The following is an 18,642-nucleotide window of genomic DNA, read 5'->3' as shown; positions in this document are numbered from 1 at the left end:
GATCAGCAGACAATACAATCATGCGGACGGCGCCTGAGTGGAATCAGGACCATGTCATTTCAATCGCGACGCGCGCAGCGTCTTGGCGGAGCAAGCCTGCTCCTGCTCGGGGCCGCCGCCACACCAGCCTTGGCCCAGTCGGCCGAGGACAAGTCGTCGACCGAGATTCCCGCCGTCACCGTGACGGCGCCGAGCCCGATCGTGCGCAGAGCGGTGGTGCCTTCCCGCACCGCAGGCCGCGGCACGCGGACCGCGCGAGTGCGCAGCCGCCAACAAACGGCGGAAGCGACGCCCGCGGCGTCCGCGCCCGCCGCGCCGCAGCAGGGCGTGCTGCCTGTTGTGACCAACCAGTTCGCTACCGTCACCGTGGTGCCGAACGAGGAGATCCGCCGCGAGGGCGGCGGCCAGCTCGGCGATCTCCTGTTCTCCAAGCCCGGCATCACCGGCTCGAGCTTCGCACCCGGCGCCTCCAGCCGGCCGATCATCAGGGGTCTCGATGTCAACCGCGTCGGCATCGTCGAGAACGGCACCAATGCCGGCGGCGCCTCCGATCTCGGTGAGGACCATTTCGTCCCGGTCGATCCGCTCGCCACCAACCAGATCGAAGTGGTGCGCGGGCCGGCGGCGCTGCGCTACGGCTCGACCTCGATCGGCGGCGTCGTCAGCGCCACCAACAACCGGATTCCGGACGCGATGCCTGCGTGCGCGCCCTCATTCCAGAGCTATGGCATGCCGGCCAAGGCCCCGCTCGCGAGCGCCGCGACCGCTCCTTGCGTCACCGCCGAGACGCGCACCGCGTTCAGCTCGGTCGATCGCGGCGTCGAGAGCGGCGTGCTGCTCGACACGGGCGGCGGCAATTTTGCATTCCATGCCGACGCCTATGGCCGCACGACCTCCGACTACTATATCCCGAGCTATCCCTATCTGACCGACCAGTCGCGCCCGGTGAACGGCCGTCAGCCCAACTCGGCGACGCGCTCGGACGGCGCCTCGATCGGCGGCTCCTACTTCTTCCAGGGCGGCTATATCGGCGCATCGATCACGCAGAACGACTCGCTCTACCACATCCCCGGCATCGACGGCGCCGACCACAACACGCGGATCGACGCACATCAGACCAAGATCAACGTCAAAGGCGAGTACCACCCCGACGCGGCCGCGATCGACGCGGTCCGCTTCTGGGCCGGCGCGACCGACTACCGGCACAACGAGATCGGCCTTGCCGATCCCGGCAACCCCAACAGCGACGGCGTGCGCCAGACCTTCACCAACAAGGAGCAGGAGATCCGCACCGAGGTGCAGCTGATGCCGTTCAATGCCCGCTTCGCCGAGGTGACGACGGCGCTCGGCTTCCAGGTCGGACATCAGGAATTGAGTGCGCCGAGCCCCGACAATCCCGGCACGCTGTTCAACGGCCTGTGGGACCCGAACAACAGCACGCGCGTTGCTGGTTACGCCTTCAACGAGTTCAAGTTCACGGAGGCGACGCGGGCACAGATCGCCGGTCGCATCGAGCATGTCGAGCTGCACGGCACGACGCCTGATTTCCCCGCCGATTACCTGCCCGACGGCACGCCGCAGACGGCGATCGCGCGCAATCCGTCCTTCACGCCGAAGAGCGGCAGCATCGGTCTGCTGCAGGACCTGCCGGGTGGCATGGTCGGCAGCCTCACCGCGCAATATGTCGAGCGCGCGCCGAAGGCTGCCGAGCTGTTTTCACGCGGCGGCCATGACGCGACCGCGACGTTCGACATCGGTAATCCGAACCTCACCATCGAGACCGCGAAATCGATCGAGGTCGGCGTGCGCAGGGCGACGGGGCCGTTCCGGTTCGAGGCGACGGTCTACTACACGCATTTCGACAATTTCATCTATCGCCGCCTCACCGGCGTGTCCTGCGATGACGACTTTGCGTCCTGCGGGGGACCAGATGGCGAGCTGAACCAGGCGGTCTATTCGCAACGCAATGCCAATTTCCGCGGTGGCGAATTCCAGTCGCAGCTCGACGTCGGCGCCTTCCAGGGCGGCATCTGGGGCATCGAGAACCAGCTCGACTTCGTCCGCGCCACCTTCAGCGACGGCACCAACGTGCCGCGGATTCCGCCGCTCAGAATGGGCGGCGGCGTATTCTGGCGCGACGACAACTGGCTGATGCGCGTCAACCTGCTGCACGCCTTCGCGCAGAACAACGTCGCGGTGATCGCGGAGACGCCGACAGCGGGCTACAATTTGCTGAAAGCCGAGGTCAGCTACAAGACCAAGCTCGACCGCAACTGGTTCGGCGCGCGCGAAATGATGGCCGGCATCGTCGGCAACAATCTCCTCAACGAGAACATCCGCAACTCGGTTTCCTACACCAAGGACGAGGTGCTGATGCCCGGCATTGGCGTGCGGGCATTCGCGAACTTCAAGTTCTAAGCTCATACAGTCGGGGCCCACAGCGGCCCCGGCTGGCCTCGCCCGGCTGGTTCACGCCGTCGCAATGACAGAGTATGGGCACTGCCGCTGCGCTTCCCATTCACAGCGTCGTAGCACCTACCCGCGCGCCTTGCTCCAGTCCGGCGCAACCCGCCCGGATACGCCTTCGAAAGCGCCGTCGACGAGCTCGAACACCAGAATGCGGGCGGGGTCAACCGGACCCGGCATGGTGACGCGGCCCTTTGCGACCGGCTTGAAGCCGACGCGGCTGTAATAGGCTTCGTCGCCGACCAGGAGCACGATGGCGTGGCCTTTTTCCTTGGCGTCCTTCAGCGCGCGCTCCATCAGGAGACGGCCGATGCCGCGGTCGCGGAACGGCGGCTCCACGGTGAGCGGCCCCAGCAGCAGCGCCGGCGTGTCGCCGATCAGGATCGGCAACTGCCTGACCGAGCCGACCAGCAGCGTCCCAACGCGCGCGGTGAAGGACAATTCGAGCAGATGGTCGACATGCTCGCGGATGCGGTAGGCGCTGAGCACGAAGCGGCCGGGGCCGAAGGTGCGTTCGTGCAGCCGTTCGATCGCCTGAGCGTCGCCGGCGGCCTCGGGAAGGATGGCGAGTGAGAGATCGCTCATGTCAGCGCGCGGGATAGCACCTGAACGCAGCGCGGTCCATCGGGCAGCAAAGATGCTCAGTTCCTTTTTCAGCGCCGACGGGAGAGGTGTTCTGATTCGCCGGTTTGCACTGTTGAACGACAACCCTCACGCACCAGCACGGGCCGCCCTCATCGCCACGTCGCAATCAGCGGCTTGCCGTCCAGCACTTCGGCGATCCGCAGCCGTGTGCCGGGCGTGGTCCCCTCGGGCAGCGCCGTGATCGCGAAGAACCCGCATTCGACGATCTCGCGGTTCGGTCCGGGCAGGCGGTCCTGGCTGAACTGCCTGACGACGTAGACGGCGACGTGGTCGCGGCGGGAGACGTGGCTGTTGAGGAAGATGCCGTGCAGCATGGCGTCCCCGGTGAGATCAATGTCGCCCTCCTCCTTGAGTTCGCGCCGCAGCGCCTGCGCCATGGTCTCGCCGAAGTCGACGCCGCCGCCGGGCAGGTACCATCCGGTGACGTAGCTGTGCCTGACCAGAAACACCCGATTCTCGGCGTCCAGCACCACGGCGCGGACGCCGAGCGTCATGCCGCGGACCAGCAGGAAATAGGCATGGAAGAGACGCCGCAGCAGCGGCTCGCATTGTCGTCGAATGCTGTTCAGACGTTCTCGCATCAGGCCTTCTTGACGCCCCGTTTCGAGCCGCGCTTGCGCGCTGGCTGCGACCTTGCCATTACAGCGGAGCAATAGCGAGGCAATCGCGCGCCATGGCCCCCTTCACGCTCGCCCATCTGTCCGACCCGCATCTGCCGCCACTGCCGAAGCCGCGGCTGATCGAGCTCGCGGGCAAGCGCGCGCTCGGCTACATCAACTGGACGCGCAACCGGCACAAATACCAGCGCCGCGAGGTGCTCGACGCGCTGGTCGCCGATATGAAGGCCCAGGCGCCCGACCACATCGCCGTGACGGGCGATCTCGTCAACCTCGCGCTGGAAGCCGAGTTCGCGCCGGCCCTGGCCTGGCTCGAAAGCGTCGGTCCGCCCGACCGCGTCACCGCGATTCCCGGCAATCACGACGCCTATGTCAGCGCGACGCGCCATCGCTTCGGCGAGACGTTCCTGCACTACATCGCCGCGGATACGCCCGATACCGCAGCCTTCCCCGCCGTGCGCCGGCGCGGGCCGCTCGCGCTGATCAGCCTGTCCACGGCGGTGCCGACCCTGCCGCTGATGGCGACGGGCACGCTCGGGCGCGATCAGCTCGCGGCCCTCGCAGAGGTGCTCGAGCGGCTCGCGGCGGAAGACGTCTTCCGCGTGCTGCTGGTGCACCATCCGCTGAGATCCGTCGCGCGCCAGAAGCGGATGACGGACGCGGCCGAGCTGCTGGCACTGTTGAAACGGCATGGCGTCGAGCTGATTCTGCACGGGCACGACCACATTCATTCGACGATGTGGTTCGAGGGCCCGAACGGCAACATTCCCGCACTCGGCGTGCCTTCCGCCTCGGCGCTCGCGCACGGACGTTACCCGGCGGCGGCGTATAACCTGTTCACAATCGAAAAGGACAATTCCGGCTGGCGCTGCGAGCAGACGGTGCGGAGCCTGGGCGCTGGATTTCAGATCGGGCAGATCAAGCATGCGCGGTTGATTTGAGGCCATCGTCATTTTCCGGGGGCGCGCGGCAGGCGAGCTCTGATGCGCAATTGCGCATCAGAGAATCCATTCACCCGCATGCGCTGTGGCCCGGTAGATTCCGGCGCTCATGCTTCGCATGCCCGGGAATGACGACGGAGAGAGCCTCACCAGCTCCGCAAGGCGGCCAGCACAGCGAGGCCGAACAGCGCCGCGGCGCCGAGGATGAAGCCGAACAGGAACGGCCACACGCGCGAGCGGCGCGGCGGCGCGGCGGCGGGCTTCGGCTCGGGCGGCACCACCATCGCGCGCTCGCGCTCGATCATGCGGCGCGCGACATAGTCGGTGACGGCCTCGACGATAACGGCGGTGTCGTGCGATTCGGCGAGCACGATGCGGCCGAAGCGGGTGTCCTGGACGAAGCGGTACATCCGCTTGTCACGCCCCATCAAGATGTGGGCGACGACGTCGATCCAGAGCCTCGGCGTATCGCCCTGGCTGATGCCACGGTCGAACAGCTCGATCTGCTCCGGCACCTGCGCGAACAGAGGATCGAGCGCGTCGTTGAGGATCTCCAGCCGGGCCACCTCGGCATCTCTGAGGTCGACGACCACGCCGGTCCGGTCGGCGGCCTCGATCCGGGCGCGCAACAGTGCATCGCGCAGCCGCACCGGGCGCGGCTGGCTGGGATGAATCCCGCTGGTTTCGGGCTCTGACATTGTCGGCCTCGTCCTCAAACACGGGAATTAACCTATCAGCAACCACAGCGCCCGCAAAGGGTCCACAATTCCAGATACTTACGGCGCCCACAGACGTTTCACCTGTGCCAAAAACAGACGATCCCACCCAGGCTAAGGCCTGGATGGGACCATCCGTCCTTGGACGTCTTCTTAGTTAGATCGGCAGCCGGAATCCTTAGGCCGAGACCCGCGAAGGCTCCTCCACGATGGAGAAGCGGACGCCGGCCTTGTAGCGGCTCTCTTCCGACACCTCGCGCCAGCAGTCTTCGGCTTCCTTGCGGGTCTTGAACGGACCTTTGACCTGAGCCGAGCCTTCCACGAGCTTGTGGAAGTTCATCGAACCGAACTCGCCGCCGATCACCCAGAAATTGCTGCCTTTGGTCATGTCAGTCTCCTGTCGAAGTGCGTGATGCGTTAGCCGAACTGGTTCATCGTGTTGTGGGCGCCGCCCGCCTTCAGGGCAGCTTCGCCGGCGAAGTACTCCTTGTGGTCGTCGCCGATATCGGAGCCGGCCATGTTCTGATGCTTCACGCAGGCGATGCCCTGACGGATCTCGGCGCGCTGGACGTTCTTGACGTAGCCGAGCATGCCCTGCTCGCCGAAGTATTCCCGCGCCAGATTGTCGGTCGACAGCGCCGCCGTGTGATAGGTCGGCAACGTGATCAGATGGTGGAAGATGCCGGCACGCTTGGCCGAATCCGCCTGGAAGGTGCGGATGCGCTCGTCGGCTTCCTTCGCCAGCGGCGTGTCGTCATATTCCGCCTTCATCAGCTCGGCACGGTTGTACTGGCTGACGTCCTTGCCGGCTTCCTTCATCGCATCGTAGACCTGCCAACGGAAGTTGAGGGTCCAGTTGAACGACGGCGAGTTGTTGTAGGCCAGCTTCGCGTTCGGAACCACCTTGCGGATGCGGTCGACCATCTTGGCGATCTGCTCGATATGCGGCTTCTCGGTCTCGATCCAGAGCAGGTCGGCGCCGTTCTGAAGCGAGGTGATACAGTCCAGTACGCAGCGGTCTTCGCCGGTGCCCGGGCGGAACTGGTAGAGGTTGGAGGGCAGCCGCTTCGGACGCATCATCTTGCCGTTGCGGTTGATGATGACGTCGCCGTTCCTGGCGTTCTCCGCCGTCACTTCCTCGCAATCCAGGAAGCTGTTGTACTGGTCGCCGATGTCGCCGGGCCTGTGGCTGACGGCGATCTGCTGCGTCAAGCCGGCGCCGAGCGAGTCGGTGCGGGTCACGACGACGCCGTCTTCGACGCCGAGCTCGAGGAAGGCGTGGCGGCAGGCGCGGATCTTCGCGAGGAAGACGTCATGCGGCACGGTGACCTTGCCGTCCTGGTGGCCGCACTGCTTCTCGTCGGAGACCTGGTTCTCGATCTGGAGCGCGCAGGCGCCCGCTTCGATCATCTTCTTGGCAAGCAGATAGGTCGCCTCCGCATTGCCGAAGCCGGCGTCGATGTCGGCGATGACGGGCACGACATGGGTCTGGAAGTTGTCGATCTTCTCGATCAGCTCCTTCTCCCTGACCTTGTCGCCTTCCTTGCGGGCCTTGTCGAGCGCGCGGAAGATATCGTTGAGCTCGCGCGAGTCGGCCTGGCGCAGGAAAGTGTAGAGCTCCTCGATCAGGGCGGGCACCGAGGTCTTCTCGTGCATCGACTGGTCGGGCAGCGGGCCGAACTCGGAGCGCAGCGCGGCGATCATCCAGCCCGACAAATACAGGTAGGTGCGATCGGTCTTGCCAAAGTGCTTCTTGACCGAGATCAGCTTCTGCTGCGCGATGAAGCCGTGCCAGCAGCCGAGCGACTGGGTGTACTTGGTGGGGTCGCCGTCATAGGCGGCCATGTCGGCCCGCATCAGCGCGGCGGTGTAGCGGGCGATATCGAGGCCGGTCTTGAAACGGTTCTGCAGGCGCATGCGTGCGACGGCCTCGGCCTTCACCCCGTTCCAGGTCGGCTGGGTCTCAAGGAGCGCCTGAGCCGCCTCGATCTCGCTCTGATACGAAGCCGGGCGCAGGAGGGTGCTGATGCCGCGGGGCTGATAGTTCATGTGCCTGATCCTTTCGCGGTCGATGGCGAGCCATCGACATTCTTGACAATGCATTGCGAAATGCGTGTCAGGAGCTAAACGCGAAAACAGAAACTTCGTATAGATGGCTTGTTTCTTATTGGTGATGTCATGTAACATAAGAACATGTAATACATGTTACTTTGTAAATTTTGTAAATTATAGGTCATCAAGACTGTCCTTGATGCCTACGGAGTCCTGAGAAATGCCCGTCGATTCCGGGAAGAAACTGTTCTCCGGGAAGAAACTGTTCGTCGGCCCGCGCTTTCGGAGGATCCGGCAGCAATTGGGGCTGTCGCAGACCCAGATCGCCGAGGGGCTCTCGATCTCGCCGAGCTATGTCAACCTGATCGAGCGCAACCAGCGCCCGGTGACCGCGCAGATCCTGCTGCGGCTGGCCGAGACCTATGACCTCGACCTGCGCGACCTCGCCACTGCCGATGAGGACCGCTTCTTCGCCGAGCTCAACGAAATCTTCTCCGATCCCTTGTTCCGCCAGATCGACGTGCCCAAGCAGGAGCTGCGCGACCTCGCCGAGCTTTGCCCCGGCGTGACTCATGCGCTGCAACGGCTCTATGCCGCCTATACCGAAGCGCGCCAGGGCGAGACGCTGGCGGCCGCGCAAATGGCCGACCGCGACGTCGGCACGCGTTATGAGGCCAATCCGGTCGAGCGCGTACGCGAACTGATCGAGGCCAATCGCAACTATTTCCCGGAGCTGGAGCAGGCCGCGGAAAACCTTCGCGATGAGCTGAACGTGCCGGCCGAAGGGCTCTACGCGGCGCTGGCCGCGCGCTTGCGCGAAAAGCATTCGATCCAGACCCGCATCATGCCCGTCGACGTGATGCGCGAGACGCTGCGGCGGTTCGATCGCCATCGCCGTCAGCTCCTGATCTCCGAGCTGGTCGACCCGCCCGGCCGTGCGTTCCAGCTCGCCTTCCAGCTCGGCTTAGGTGAATGCGCGCAGCATTTCGAGACTATCATCGGCCGATCCGGCCCGCTCGACGACGCGCCGCGGCGGCTGTTCCGCATCACGCTCGGCAATTATTTTGCAGCCGCCGTCATGATGCCCTACCCGGCGTTCCTCGCCGCGGCCGAGGCGCTCAATTACGACATCCAGGTGCTGGCGCAGCGCTTCAATTCCGGTTTCGAGCAGGTCTGCCACCGCCTCACCACTCTGCAGCGGCCCAACGCGCGCGGCATTCCGTTCTTTCTCTTGCGCGTCGACAATGCCGGCAACGTCTCGAAGCGCTTCTCCTCCGGCACGTTCCCGTTCTCCAAATTCGGCGGCACCTGCCCCTTGTGGAACGTGCACTCGACCTTCGACACGCCGGACCGCCTGCTCAAGCAGGTGATCGAGCTTCCCGATGGCACGCGCTATTTCTCGATCGCGCAGATGGTGCGCCGCCCCGTCGCGCCGCACCCGCTGCCGCAACCGCGTTTCGCCATCGGCCTCGGCTGCGAGATCCGTCACGCCGCGCGCCTGACCTACGCTGCGGGCATCGACCTGGAGAAGACCGAGGGCACGCCGATCGGCGTCAACTGCCGTCTCTGTGAGCGCGAAAACTGCGCCCAGCGTGCCGAGCCGCCGATCACGCGCACCCTGATCCTGGATGAGACGACGCGGCGGGTGTCGAGTTTCGCCTTCTCGAATGCACGGGAATTGTGAAGCCGGGAGCAGTGGGGCGCAGGGTGCATTTGGCCAATGGCGCGCGCCACGTCCTCCTGTCGTCGCCCGCGAAGGCGGGGCATGCCAGTTGAAGATAGAGCTCTAACGCGCCCCGCCGCCTACGCCAGCGTATGCACGATCACCGGCCCGGCCGCAGCGCTCGCATGTCCCGCGAGCAGCGGAGCCAGATCCTTCTCGATCCAGGCGATCGCGCGCCGGTTCGCCTCCTCCGCCTGTTCGAACTTGTCGAAGATCGAGATCGCGGTCACCGTGTCGTCGCCGGCATAGACGACGTAATAAGCGCGGAAACCATCGACGTCGCTGATGATCGGGACGGCGCCGTCCTTGATGCGGCGCGCCAGCTCTTCAGCGCTCCCGCTTTTCGCCTTGGCCTGACGGATGGCGGCATACATGACATCCTCCTTCCGGCTACTGATGTAAGGGCCTGGTGCCCGGAGTGGATGTTACGCCGAAGCGCGCCGCCGATCCACGCTTGGTTAACCTCGCCCTAATCCGACGCCGCGATCTGCAACCAAGGATTAAGCACGCCTCAACATCGGTGCCTTAGTCTTGCCCCACTCACGTTTCGCGAACAACGGTGGCTTATCCTGCCGGGCGAGGTGAGATCAGGGGGTTCATCATGCGCATTGCGTTGCTGCTGACCGCAACCATCGTCGGCGCGCTCTTCGCCAATCCATCCATTGCCGGATCGCTCGATGCGTCGACTGACGCAGCGCAGCCGCTGCCGCCGGGCTTCCAGAGCTACCGCGGCTACATGTTCGATTTGTCCGAGAATCGCGACCGCAAGGATGTCGACAAGCTCACCAGCAATCTGAAGAGCCAGATCGACGTGGTCGAAGGCGTCGGCCTGTCGCCGCGCGTGCTGCGCTTCTTCCACACCGTTCCGATCGTCGCGAGCGAGCTGGCCTGCCTCGACGAAGGTGCCGCGACCGCCTGCTACGGCAGGGTCACACCGGACATCCAGCGCAGCGCTCCCCGGACGCTGACGGTCTGGGATCCGGACAAGCAGCGCTGGACCAATCCGAATGCGGTCGATCTCGCGGTCGATTCGGGGCTCGGCGTGATCATGCTGCGGCCCGACATGATGCGTTACGAGAAGGACGCTGTGCTGCTGCACGAGCTCCTGCATGCCTACCACGCGCGGCTGTTGCCGGACGGCTACGCCAACAAGGGCGTGATCGCCTATTACGTCCTGGCCAAGTCCAAGGACCTGCTGCCCAGGGAATCCTATGCGATGAAGAATCCCATGGAGTTCTTTGCCGTGACCGCGAGCATCTTCCTGGCCGGCAAGAGCGAATTCCACGATCCGAAGTCTCGCGAGGCGCTCAAGGAAAAGTTGCCGGACTATTACAAATACCTGGTCGGCGTGTTCGGCTTCGACCCCGACCCTGCAGCCCCAAGCGGTCCGGTCGCCTCGCTGAAGTGAGGCTGACGTCGCGCTTCCTGCGCCAGATGACATCAGAGCCGCGCAAAATGCGCGGCTTTTTTGTTTTGTAAACCGGAAGCTGCGGATGGCGGCTCAGCGGGAATTGCCAAGGTGGGGGCCGATCTGCATAGTCCCGCCCGCATCGATATTGTTTTCGAAGGGGATAGAACAACATGGCGGACGCCGACCTGGATGTCGTGATCCGGCAACTGGCCAGACAACTGCATACGGGCCTGATGACCCGCGCCAAGCAGCGGCGGGATCGCTTCAAGGGCCTTGCCGCCAAGGCCAAGGGCAAGGAGACCAGCGACCGCTTCAAGATGATGGCCAAGGCCACCCTGGAGCAGGCCACCGCCGCCGCCAAGCGCCTCCAGATGTCCGCGGACAACGTCGCCGACAGCTACGCCCGCGCCATGCGCCTCGCCGCCAGCACGCCGGCCGCGGCAAAGGTGGAGAAGACGGCGAAGGAGAAGCCGGTGAAGAAGGCTGCGAAGGCGAAGAAGGCCAAAGCCAAGAAGGCGAAGTAATCAGCTCACCTTCTCGGCGCGGCGAGCCGAGTCGGCTCGGCGCTGGCGAGTTCGGCGAGCTTGGCACGTGCCGCCTCATGGGTGCGGCCGTCCTTGCCGGGCGGCAGCGCCAGCGCGGCCTCGAAATCGGCCCGTGCGTCGTCGGTCTGGCCGCGGGCGAGGAATGCAAAGCCGCGGTCGAGGCGGGCCTGCGCGTCCGAGGGGTCGAGGCGGACCGCCGTGTTGTAGCTCAGGATGGCGCGGTCGAGATCGCCTTTGGCGGCGAGCGCGAGACCGCGCTGGTGATAGGGCGCGGCGAGCTTGGGGTCATGCGCGATCGCCTCGTCATAATCCGCAATCGCAAGCTCCAGATCACCGTTCTGCCGGCGCGCCAGCGCGCGGTCTCGATAGAGTGAGGCGCGGTTGGGATTGAGATGGATGGCCTCATCGAAATCGGCGATCGCCCGCCTGAAGTCGCCATGGCGCAGCGCGATCCGTCCGCGCCCCTCATAGGCGAACGCGATCAGCGAGCCGCGCAGCGGCGAGAAGCCGATCACGGCCGAGCAGATGTCGGGATCGTCCTCGTCGCCGCAATTGACGACCATGTGCGTGGACAGCCCAATAAGCACGCAAAGGACGATCAGCAATGGTACGGCAGCTCTGGTCATCTTCGACGGTGACCGGCAGAGGGCCGGTCACGCATCCCCTTTCGAAGAAGTGGTCTCGCCGGGATGTTAACACCGGCGCCGGGGATCCTGTGTGCGCCAGGTCACAAAACAGAGCGCAATTTCCAGCCGGTGTGCCGCATCAGCCCCAAGGACCGCGCGAAGAGGAGCGGCCCCACGGGCTTCGCGGCGGATAGTTCTCGTTAGCGCCGAGCGACGGCGCTGACCGCGCGCCGAGTTCGGCCGCGAGCTGTTGAAGCGCCGCGATGCGGTTCTGGGTCGAGGGATGCGTGGCGAACAGATTGTCGACGCCGTGGCCCGACAGCGGATTGATGATGAACATGTGCGCGGTCGCGGGATTCCGCTCCGCCTCGAAGTTCGGCACCTGATGCGCGGCGCCCTCGATCTTCACCAACGCGGACGCCAGCCACATCGGCTGTCCCACGATGCGCGCACCGAGATTGTCGGCGGCATATTCGCGGGTGCGGCTGATCGCCATCTGCACCAGCATGGCGCCGAGCGGGGCAAGGATCATCATCAGGATCGAGCCGACGATGCCCAGACCGTTGTTGTTGTCGCGATTGCCGCCGAAAAACATGCCAAACTGCGCCAGCATAGAGATCGCGCCGGCGATCGTCGCGGTGATCGTCATCAGAAGCGTGTCGTGATGTTTGATATGCGCCAGCTCGTGCGCGATCACGCCGGCGAGCTCCTCGCGGCTGAGCTGGTTCACCAGGCCGGTGGTGACGGCCACCGCGGCGTTCTCCGGGTTGCGGCCGGTCGCGAACGCGTTGGGCTGAGCCTCGTCCATCAGGAACACGCGCGGCATCGGCAGGCCGGCGCGGCCCGCAAGCTCGGCGACGAGGCCGACCAACTCCGGCGCGCTGGCACGGTCGACCTCATGGGCGCCGTACATCGAGAGCACCATGCGGTCAGAGTTCCAGTAGGTGAAGAGATTGGTCGCGGCGGCAATGACGAGCGCGATCATGGCGCCCGAGGCACCGCCGATCAGATACCCCACGCCCATGAACAGGGCAGTGAGGCCTGCGAGCAGCATTGCGGTACGAAGATAGTTCATGGCCGTCTCCTGGCGCGGCCGCGGGCGAGCCTCTGGCCGGCTCCAACGAGGTATGAATGCTGCCTGTGACCGCAAGGTTCGTGCGTCGCCCGGCCGCAGATCGATGGCAGTGCGGCCAGCCTTTCCCCCGCCCCTAAACCTTGACGGAGATTTACGCAAAAACACACGTGGGCGCTTAGCAACCTGGAAAGCGCAGCATTGGCTTAATCCGCGCTCACCGGGCACGGCGCACGGTTCTTGTGCATTGACCGGTTCCGTTGGCATCCCGTCAGCAAGGTGACCGCCATGATGGACCGCTCACGCGCCGCTTCCGTCGACCCCGCATCCACTCCCTCCCCTCACGAGAGCAAGACTGACGCGAAGGGCTTGCAGGAGGCGCTGTACGAGCAGATGTTCGCCAATGACGAGCCCGGCCACGCGCCCGATGCGCAAACGGCGCCGGAACCGCCGCCGCGCTGGCCCCATCTGCGGCGCGGGGCCAAGATTGCCATCGGGCTCGCCATCATCGCAGTGTTCGGCTGGCTGCCGCTACGCGCGATCTGGGAGAATTCGAGCGTCGAGGCGGTGCTGAATTCCCGGCTCGTCACCTTGCGTACGCCGATCGGCGGCCGTGTGGCAGCTGCGCAGCGCATCACCGACCAGACCAAGCTCGACGCGGGAACCGTGGTCCTGCGCGTCGTGAATTCGCGCAGCGATCGCACCCGGCTCGACGATCTCCGGCGGCAGAAATCGCGCCTTGAAAACGAGCGGCCGAGCCTTGCTGCCAAGCTTGCCTCGGCCCAGGCCGCACAAAAGGATCTTGCGCGGCAGGCGACGCAATTCCGCGACGGACGCGTGCTCCAGCTCGAGGCGCGCATTGCGGAGATCCAGACCTCGATCGAGGCGGCCGCCGCGCGGCGCGACGAGGCCAGCGCCGCCGTCGACCGCGCCTCCTCGCTAGCGAAATCCGGCAACGTTTCGACCGTCGAGCTGGCGCGTCTGACGCGCGAGCTCTCGGTGTCACAGCAGACCGAACTCGGTGCGCGCAAGCGGCTGGACGCCACCAAGGTGGAGCTCGCCGCGGCACAGAACGGCTCGTTCCTCGGCGACAGCTACAACGACCGGCCAAGCTCGGTGCAGCGCGAGGAAGAGATGCGCCAGCGCGCCAGCGACCTCGAAGCCGACCTCGCACGAATCGACACCGAGATCTCCTGGCTCGCCAACGAGCTCATCGTCGAAGAGGTCCGCTTCGCGGATCTCTCAGAGGCCAACATCACGACACCGGTCACAGGGCGGGTCTGGGAGATGATGACCTCGCCGGGCGAGGACGTGCAGGCCGGCCAGCCCCTGCTCAAGGTGCTCGATTGCAGCGGCGCCGTCATCACTGCCAACGTCACCGAAAACGTCTACAACCACCTGCAGCTCGGCGACCGCGCCACCTTCGAGCCGAATGACGGCGGCGAGCCGATCTCCGGCACCGTGATCAATCTGGCCGGCGCCGCCGGCGCGCCCGCCAATCTCGCGATCAATCCGGATGCGCTGAGCAAGGAGCCCTATCGCGTGACCGTGGCATCACGCGACGCTGCGGCCCGCGCTTGCACCGTGGGGCGCACCGGCCGCGTCGTGTTCGCCCGGCATGAGACCACGCCGTGACGACGGCGCTGACGCCTGGCCTGATTGCGCTCGGCGCCTTCATGGCGATCGTGCCGCTGCTCAGGCGCGACAGCACGATGGCTCGCTCGCTGCTGGCCGTCATGTCGGTGGCGTTGCTGCTGCGCTATCTCTATTGGCGGGTCACGGCGACGCTCCCGCCGCCGCATCTGACTGTTGATGCGGTGATCGGCTATCCCTTCATGCTGCTGGAGGCGGCCTCGCTGGTCGCAGTCGCGTTGTCCCTGCTGTTCCTGAGCCGGACGCTCGATCGCACGGGCGCGGCGAGGATCGATGGCCGTGCCACCGACCCGCGCGCGCCGTTGATCGACGTCTTCATCTGCACCTACAACGAGGAACGATCGATCCTCGAGCGCACGATCATCGGCGCGACCGGCATGGCGTACGGCAACTACCGCGTCTGGGTGCTCGACGATGGCCGACGGCCCTGGCTGGGGCGCCTTTCGCGCGAGCTCGGCTGCCATTATCTCACGCGGCCCGACAACCACCACGCCAAGGCCGGCAACATCAACCATGCGCTCAGGCATGTCGGCGCGCTGCCGGAGCGGCCCGACTTCGTGGCCATCCTCGACGCGGACTTCGTGCCGCGGCCCGACTTCCTCGCGCGCACCATCTCGCTCATGGACGATGCTTCGGTCGGCGTGGTGCAGACGCCGCAGCACTTCATCAATCCCGACCCGATCCAGACCAACCTTGCCGCGACTGACGTCTGGCCCGACGAGCAACGCTTCTTCTTCGACATCCTGCTGCCGGCGAAAGACGCCTGGGGGGTCGCGTTTTGCTGCGGCACCTCATCCCTCATTCGCTATACCGGACTGGTGCAGATCGGCGGGTTTCCGACTGACTCGGTGACCGAAGACTACCTCGTCACCCTGCGCCTGAAGGAACGCGGCCTCAACACGATCTATCTCAACGAGCGCCTGACGATCGGGCTCGCGCCGGAAGGCCTGAAGGAATACATCACCCAGCGCGCCCGCTGGTGTCTCGGCTTGATGCAGATCGTGCGCGGCCGCAGCGGACCACTCTCGCGGGACTCAAGGCTGCCCTTGATCGATCGGCTCTCGCTGATCGACGCCTTCATGAGCTGGGCCGCGGTCTACCCATCGAAGGTGGCCGGCCTCGTGGTGCCCTGGCTGTTCCTGCTGTTCGGAATCAAGGCGGTCCGGGCCGATCTCACCGAATTATTGCGCGTCTTCCTGCCGTTCTATGTCTGGAATGGTCTCAGCATGGCCTGGCTGTCGCGCGGCCGTTCGCTCGCCATGATGACGGACGTCTCGCAGCTCATCGCCGCGCCCGCCGTGCTCAAGGCGGTTGCGGCCGGCCTGTTGAAGCCGAAAGGTCACAAATTCAAGGTCACCGCGAAAGGCGGCGACCGCGACAGACGATTCGTCGAATGGCCGCTGCTGCGGCTCTATGGCACCGCCCTTCTCATCACGCTCTCGGCCATCGCCTATGCCTTCATCCTGCACCTTCGCGGCGAGAACATCGCTTATGGCGGACTGGCGCTGGCCTGGAGCCTTTACAACGCGCTCATTCTCACCGTGGTCTGCTTCGTCTGCATCGAGCAGCCGCGCAAGCGCAAGGCGGAGCGGTTCAATCGCAATGAACCGGTCCTGCTGCGCCAGGATGGCCGGTCGCATCTCGCGCGGCTCGCCGACATCTCCATCACCGGCGCCCGACTGATCGATCCCGATCGGCCGGCGCCCGGAAGCACGATCGAATGCCGGATCTATGGCCGCTCGATCGCGGCGATCGTGGTGCGATGGACTGCGGATGGATTCGCCGTGCGCTTCGAGGAAGGCATGGATACGCGCGTGCATGCGATCAGGGCGTTCTATGCCGGCGAATATGTTCGGGCCTATCGGGGCGTGAGGGCGCTGCCGGTCGGCAAGGCGCTGCTGCTGCGGCTGTTCGGCTAGGCCTCGTGCGACGCCCGCTCGTATTCCCTGGGCTGACGGGGCATGGAAAGGGCGGCAAGGAAGGATGGCCTGAGGCCATCACTTCGCCTAGACTTCTGTCGAATCCACGCCTGCCCCTTCCCCGCCGGAACCCCCATGGTCCAGACCCGATTTCTGATCGCGGCCGTCGCGCTCCTCGCATGCTCCGCCACCGCCTCGGCCCAAATGCTTCCACCTCCCGCCAAGCCCGCAGTGCCGAAGGCTCCCTCGCCGCGCGCGGCGTCGTGCCACAATGGCGCGAGCTTCGATCGCTTCCTGGCCGACGTGAAGCAACAGGCGATGGCTGCGGGCGTATCGCAGCGCACGATCGCGGAGGCTTCGCCCTATCTCATCTACGACCAGGGCATCGTGAACCGTGACCGCGGCCAGCGTGTGTTTGGCCAGCTCTTCACCGAATTTGCCGGCCGCATGGCCGCGCCCTATCGCATGCAGAACGGCCAGCAGCACATCAAGCAATACGCGGCCGCATTCGCGCGCGCCGAGAAGGAATATGGCGTGCCGCCGGCCGTCATCGCCGCGTTCTGGGGGCTGGAAAGCGATTTCGGCGCCAACATGGGCAACCTGCCGACGCTGAAATCGCTGGTGTCGCTCGCGTATGATTGCCGCCGCTCGGAGATGTTCGTCAACGAGACCATCGCCGCGCTGAAGATCATCGACCGCGGCGATCTGCATCCCGACGAGATGATCGGCTCCTGGGCCGGTGAGCTCGGGCAGACGCAGTTCCTGCCCGTGCATTACGTCAACTACGCCGTCGACTATGACGGCGACGGGCGGCGCGACCTATTGCGCTCGGGAGCCGACGTGATCGGCTCGACCGCGAATTACATCGCCAACGGATTGAAGTGGCGGCGCGGCGAGCCGTGGCTGGAGGAGATCAAGGTGCCGCCAAACCTGCCGTGGGACAAGACCGATCTCAACGTGCGGGAGCCGCGCTCGACATGGGCGCAGCTCGGAGTCACCTACCCTGACGGACGTCCGCTGCCGAACGACAATCTCGCCGCCTCCGTGCTGCTGCCGATGGGACGCTTTGGGCCGGCGTTCATGGCCTACCCGAATTTCGCGGCTTATACCGAATGGAATAACTCGCTGATCTACTCGACCACGGCAGGCTATCTCGCCTCGCGCATCGCTGGCGCCCGGCCGATGCGCAAGCCAACGGCGCCGGTGGCGCAGCTGCCGTTCAACGAGCTCAAGGAATTGCAGCAGCTCCTGGTGAGTGCCGGCTTCAATGTCGGCAAGATCGATGGCGTGCTGGGCCAGCAGAGCCGCGCGGCCGTCAAGGCGATGCAGATCAAGCACGGTCTGCCGGCCGATTCCTGGCCGACCACGGAGCTCTTGGCCCGCATGCGCGGCGGCACGGCGCAGGCGCAGCCGGCGGGCATGGTGAGATAAGAGAGCCTAACTCGCCGTCATGCCCCGCCACCGGGTCTCCTTTTTCGGCGAGCCCGATGACAGGCTCCGGCCGGCCATCCAGTACGCCGCAGCGCCTCTGCCCAATCACAATCGTCTCGGAGTACGGGATCGTCCGCCTTCGCGCGGCATGACAGCGAGAGATGTGGCGGCTAAAGCACCACGAGCCATCGAAGGAGAATTTTCGCATCGCACAAGCTGCTTCCGCGATTGTATTTTTCCATGACGTTCCCATGTGAGTCGCTCAGGTTTTCTCCTGAGATTCCCTCCCATTGAAGCGAGCATCACATGTCCTTCTACGACGCCGTCGTCCCCGCCTATTTGCAAATCCTGAACAGCCTCACCGGCCTGCTCACCAAGGCGGAGGCACATTGTGCGGCCAAAAAGATCGACCCCAGCGTCCTGCTCGGATCACGCCTGTTTCCGGACATGCTGCCGCTGTCGAAGCAGGTCCAGCTCGTCAGCGATTTCGCCGCCAAGGGCTGTGCCCGGCTCACCCATAGCGAGGTGCCCGCAACGCCCGACACCGAGACCAGCTTCGCAGAGCTGAAGCAGCGGCTGGCCAAGACCATCGATTACGTGAAGTCGTTCAAGCCCGAGCAGTTCGAAGGGGCCGACGTCAAGGACGTCACCTTCCCGGCCGGTCCGGACAAATCCATCACCATGAAGGGCCAGCAATTCCTGAGCTCGTTTTCGCTGCCGAACTTCTATTTCCACGCCACGACCGCCCATGGCATTTTGCGCCACAACGGCGTCGAAATCGGCAAGCGCGATTTCCTCGGCGCGAACTAACCTCGACAATGCAAG

At 65.2% G+C, this 18,642-nt stretch carries 17 protein-coding genes; 9 read left to right on the top strand and 8 right to left on the bottom strand.

Going from position 1 to position 18,642, the window contains the following annotated elements; translation table 11 throughout:
* Positions 1 to 51 precede the first annotated feature (51 nt).
* Complete coding sequence (locus IVB01_RS31865) at positions 52 to 2,418, top strand: TonB-dependent receptor (RefSeq protein ID WP_247279597.1); 2,367 nt, start codon at positions 52 to 54, stop codon at positions 2,416 to 2,418.
* Positions 2,419 to 2,535: 117 nt separating this feature from the next.
* On the opposite strand, the gene IVB01_RS31860 is transcribed toward IVB01_RS31865, so the two are convergent.
* Positions 2,536 to 3,051 (bottom strand): N-acetyltransferase, encoded by a 516-nt coding sequence (locus tag IVB01_RS31860; protein ID WP_247495174.1) that lies wholly within the window; start codon positions 3,049 to 3,051, stop codon positions 2,536 to 2,538.
* Between the two features lie 149 nt (positions 3,052 to 3,200).
* Positions 3,201 to 3,692 carry an NUDIX domain-containing protein gene (locus IVB01_RS31855; protein ID WP_247279595.1) on the bottom strand — a complete coding sequence of 164 codons (492 nt, stop codon included), beginning with the start codon at positions 3,690 to 3,692 and terminating at the stop codon, positions 3,201 to 3,203.
* A 92-nt stretch (positions 3,693 to 3,784) separates the two neighbouring features.
* Here IVB01_RS31855 and IVB01_RS31850 point away from each other — a divergent pair, with 92 nt between their 5' ends.
* Complete coding sequence (locus tag IVB01_RS31850) at positions 3,785 to 4,669, top strand: metallophosphoesterase (RefSeq protein ID WP_247279594.1); 885 nt, start codon at positions 3,785 to 3,787, stop codon at positions 4,667 to 4,669.
* 146 nt (positions 4,670 to 4,815) lie between these two features.
* On the opposite strand, the gene IVB01_RS31845 is transcribed toward IVB01_RS31850, so the two are convergent.
* The 3 genes from IVB01_RS31845 to IVB01_RS31835 form a co-directional block, all read right to left on the bottom strand.
* Entirely contained in the window at positions 4,816 to 5,367 is a 552-nt protein-coding gene (locus IVB01_RS31845) for a hypothetical protein (RefSeq protein WP_247279593.1), read from the bottom strand.
* A gap of 196 nt (positions 5,368 to 5,563) precedes the next feature.
* Positions 5,564 to 5,773 (bottom strand): hypothetical protein, encoded by a 210-nt coding sequence (locus tag IVB01_RS31840; protein ID WP_247279592.1) that lies wholly within the window; start codon positions 5,771 to 5,773, stop codon positions 5,564 to 5,566.
* Between the two features lie 29 nt (positions 5,774 to 5,802).
* A complete protein-coding gene (locus tag IVB01_RS31835) occupies positions 5,803 to 7,434 on the bottom strand; it encodes an isocitrate lyase (protein WP_247279591.1) in 1,632 nt (543 codons plus the stop codon).
* A gap of 223 nt (positions 7,435 to 7,657) precedes the next feature.
* On the opposite strand from IVB01_RS31835, the gene IVB01_RS31830 reads away from it, so the two are divergent.
* The gene (locus IVB01_RS31830; protein ID WP_247279590.1) at positions 7,658 to 9,121 is read left to right on the top strand and encodes a short-chain fatty acyl-CoA regulator family protein; all 1,464 of its coding nucleotides are present in this window, start codon (positions 7,658 to 7,660) and stop codon (positions 9,119 to 9,121) included.
* Between the two features lie 119 nt (positions 9,122 to 9,240).
* Here IVB01_RS31830 and IVB01_RS31825 read toward each other — a convergent pair whose 3' ends face one another.
* On the bottom strand, positions 9,241 to 9,534 hold the full coding sequence (locus IVB01_RS31825; RefSeq protein WP_247279589.1) for an antibiotic biosynthesis monooxygenase: 294 nt from the start codon (positions 9,532 to 9,534) through the stop codon (positions 9,241 to 9,243).
* Between the two features lie 227 nt (positions 9,535 to 9,761).
* On the opposite strand from IVB01_RS31825, the gene IVB01_RS31820 reads away from it, so the two are divergent.
* Together IVB01_RS31820 and IVB01_RS31815 are read left to right on the top strand one after the other, a co-directional pair.
* Complete coding sequence (locus IVB01_RS31820) at positions 9,762 to 10,568, top strand: hypothetical protein (RefSeq protein ID WP_247495173.1); 807 nt, start codon at positions 9,762 to 9,764, stop codon at positions 10,566 to 10,568.
* Between the two features lie 173 nt (positions 10,569 to 10,741).
* Positions 10,742 to 11,095 (top strand): hypothetical protein, encoded by a 354-nt coding sequence (locus IVB01_RS31815; RefSeq protein WP_247495172.1) that lies wholly within the window; start codon positions 10,742 to 10,744, stop codon positions 11,093 to 11,095.
* Between the two features lie 5 nt (positions 11,096 to 11,100).
* Here IVB01_RS31815 and IVB01_RS31810 read toward each other — a convergent pair whose 3' ends face one another.
* Together IVB01_RS31810 and htpX are read right to left on the bottom strand one after the other, a co-directional pair.
* On the bottom strand, positions 11,101 to 11,742 hold the full coding sequence (locus tag IVB01_RS31810; protein ID WP_247415682.1) for a tetratricopeptide repeat protein: 642 nt from the start codon (positions 11,740 to 11,742) through the stop codon (positions 11,101 to 11,103).
* 139 nt (positions 11,743 to 11,881) lie between these two features.
* Positions 11,882 to 12,817, bottom strand: a complete 936-nt coding sequence (htpX, locus tag IVB01_RS31805) for a zinc metalloprotease HtpX (protein WP_247279585.1) — start codon at positions 12,815 to 12,817, stop codon at positions 11,882 to 11,884.
* A gap of 285 nt (positions 12,818 to 13,102) precedes the next feature.
* Here htpX and IVB01_RS31800 point away from each other — a divergent pair, with 285 nt between their 5' ends.
* The 4 genes from IVB01_RS31800 to IVB01_RS31785 all read left to right on the top strand — a co-directional run bounded on the left by IVB01_RS31800 (position 13,103) and on the right by IVB01_RS31785 (position 18,627).
* Positions 13,103 to 14,449, top strand: coding sequence for an HlyD family secretion protein (locus tag IVB01_RS31800; protein WP_247495171.1), 1,347 nt, complete (start codon positions 13,103 to 13,105; stop codon positions 14,447 to 14,449).
* Entirely contained in the window at positions 14,446 to 16,386 is a 1,941-nt protein-coding gene (locus tag IVB01_RS31795; protein WP_247279583.1) for a glycosyltransferase, read from the top strand. Before IVB01_RS31800 ends, IVB01_RS31795 begins: the two co-directional genes overlap by 4 nt.
* Before the next feature lie 135 nt (positions 16,387 to 16,521).
* Positions 16,522 to 17,817, top strand: a complete 1,296-nt coding sequence (locus IVB01_RS31790) for a lytic murein transglycosylase (RefSeq protein WP_247279582.1) — start codon at positions 16,522 to 16,524, stop codon at positions 17,815 to 17,817.
* 306 nt (positions 17,818 to 18,123) lie between these two features.
* Entirely contained in the window at positions 18,124 to 18,627 is a 504-nt protein-coding gene (locus tag IVB01_RS31785; protein ID WP_247279581.1) for a DUF1993 domain-containing protein, read from the top strand.
* Positions 18,628 to 18,642 lie beyond the last annotated feature (15 nt).

This window comes from Bradyrhizobium sp. 164 (assembly GCF_023073715.1).
GTDB lineage: Bacteria > Pseudomonadota > Alphaproteobacteria > Rhizobiales > Xanthobacteraceae > Bradyrhizobium.
This window is presented reverse-complemented; position numbering and strand designations above follow the sequence as displayed.

What these genes read in the sequence shown, in the direction of transcription:
- IVB01_RS31865 (WP_247279597.1), top strand. Translation starts at nt 52, where the DNA reads ATGTCATTTCAATCGCGACGCGCGCAGCGTCTTGGCGGAGCAAGCCTG.
- IVB01_RS31860 (WP_247495174.1), bottom strand. Translation starts at nt 3,051, where the DNA reads ATGAGCGATCTCTCACTCGCCATCCTTCCCGAGGCCGCCGGCGACGCT.
- IVB01_RS31855 (WP_247279595.1), bottom strand. Translation starts at nt 3,692, where the DNA reads ATGCGAGAACGTCTGAACAGCATTCGACGACAATGCGAGCCGCTGCTG.
- IVB01_RS31850 (WP_247279594.1), top strand. Translation starts at nt 3,785, where the DNA reads ATGGCCCCCTTCACGCTCGCCCATCTGTCCGACCCGCATCTGCCGCCA.
- IVB01_RS31845 (WP_247279593.1), bottom strand. Translation starts at nt 5,367, where the DNA reads ATGTCAGAGCCCGAAACCAGCGGGATTCATCCCAGCCAGCCGCGCCCG.
- IVB01_RS31840 (WP_247279592.1), bottom strand. Translation starts at nt 5,773, where the DNA reads ATGACCAAAGGCAGCAATTTCTGGGTGATCGGCGGCGAGTTCGGTTCG.
- IVB01_RS31835 (WP_247279591.1), bottom strand. Translation starts at nt 7,434, where the DNA reads ATGAACTATCAGCCCCGCGGCATCAGCACCCTCCTGCGCCCGGCTTCG.
- IVB01_RS31830 (WP_247279590.1), top strand. Translation starts at nt 7,658, where the DNA reads ATGCCCGTCGATTCCGGGAAGAAACTGTTCTCCGGGAAGAAACTGTTC.
- IVB01_RS31825 (WP_247279589.1), bottom strand. Translation starts at nt 9,534, where the DNA reads ATGTATGCCGCCATCCGTCAGGCCAAGGCGAAAAGCGGGAGCGCTGAA.
- IVB01_RS31820 (WP_247495173.1), top strand. Translation starts at nt 9,762, where the DNA reads ATGCGCATTGCGTTGCTGCTGACCGCAACCATCGTCGGCGCGCTCTTC.
- IVB01_RS31815 (WP_247495172.1), top strand. Translation starts at nt 10,742, where the DNA reads ATGGCGGACGCCGACCTGGATGTCGTGATCCGGCAACTGGCCAGACAA.
- IVB01_RS31810 (WP_247415682.1), bottom strand. Translation starts at nt 11,742, where the DNA reads ATGACCAGAGCTGCCGTACCATTGCTGATCGTCCTTTGCGTGCTTATT.
- htpX (WP_247279585.1), bottom strand. Translation starts at nt 12,817, where the DNA reads ATGAACTATCTTCGTACCGCAATGCTGCTCGCAGGCCTCACTGCCCTG.
- IVB01_RS31800 (WP_247495171.1), top strand. Translation starts at nt 13,103, where the DNA reads ATGATGGACCGCTCACGCGCCGCTTCCGTCGACCCCGCATCCACTCCC.
- IVB01_RS31790 (WP_247279582.1), top strand. Translation starts at nt 16,522, where the DNA reads ATGGTCCAGACCCGATTTCTGATCGCGGCCGTCGCGCTCCTCGCATGC.
- IVB01_RS31785 (WP_247279581.1), top strand. Translation starts at nt 18,124, where the DNA reads ATGTCCTTCTACGACGCCGTCGTCCCCGCCTATTTGCAAATCCTGAAC.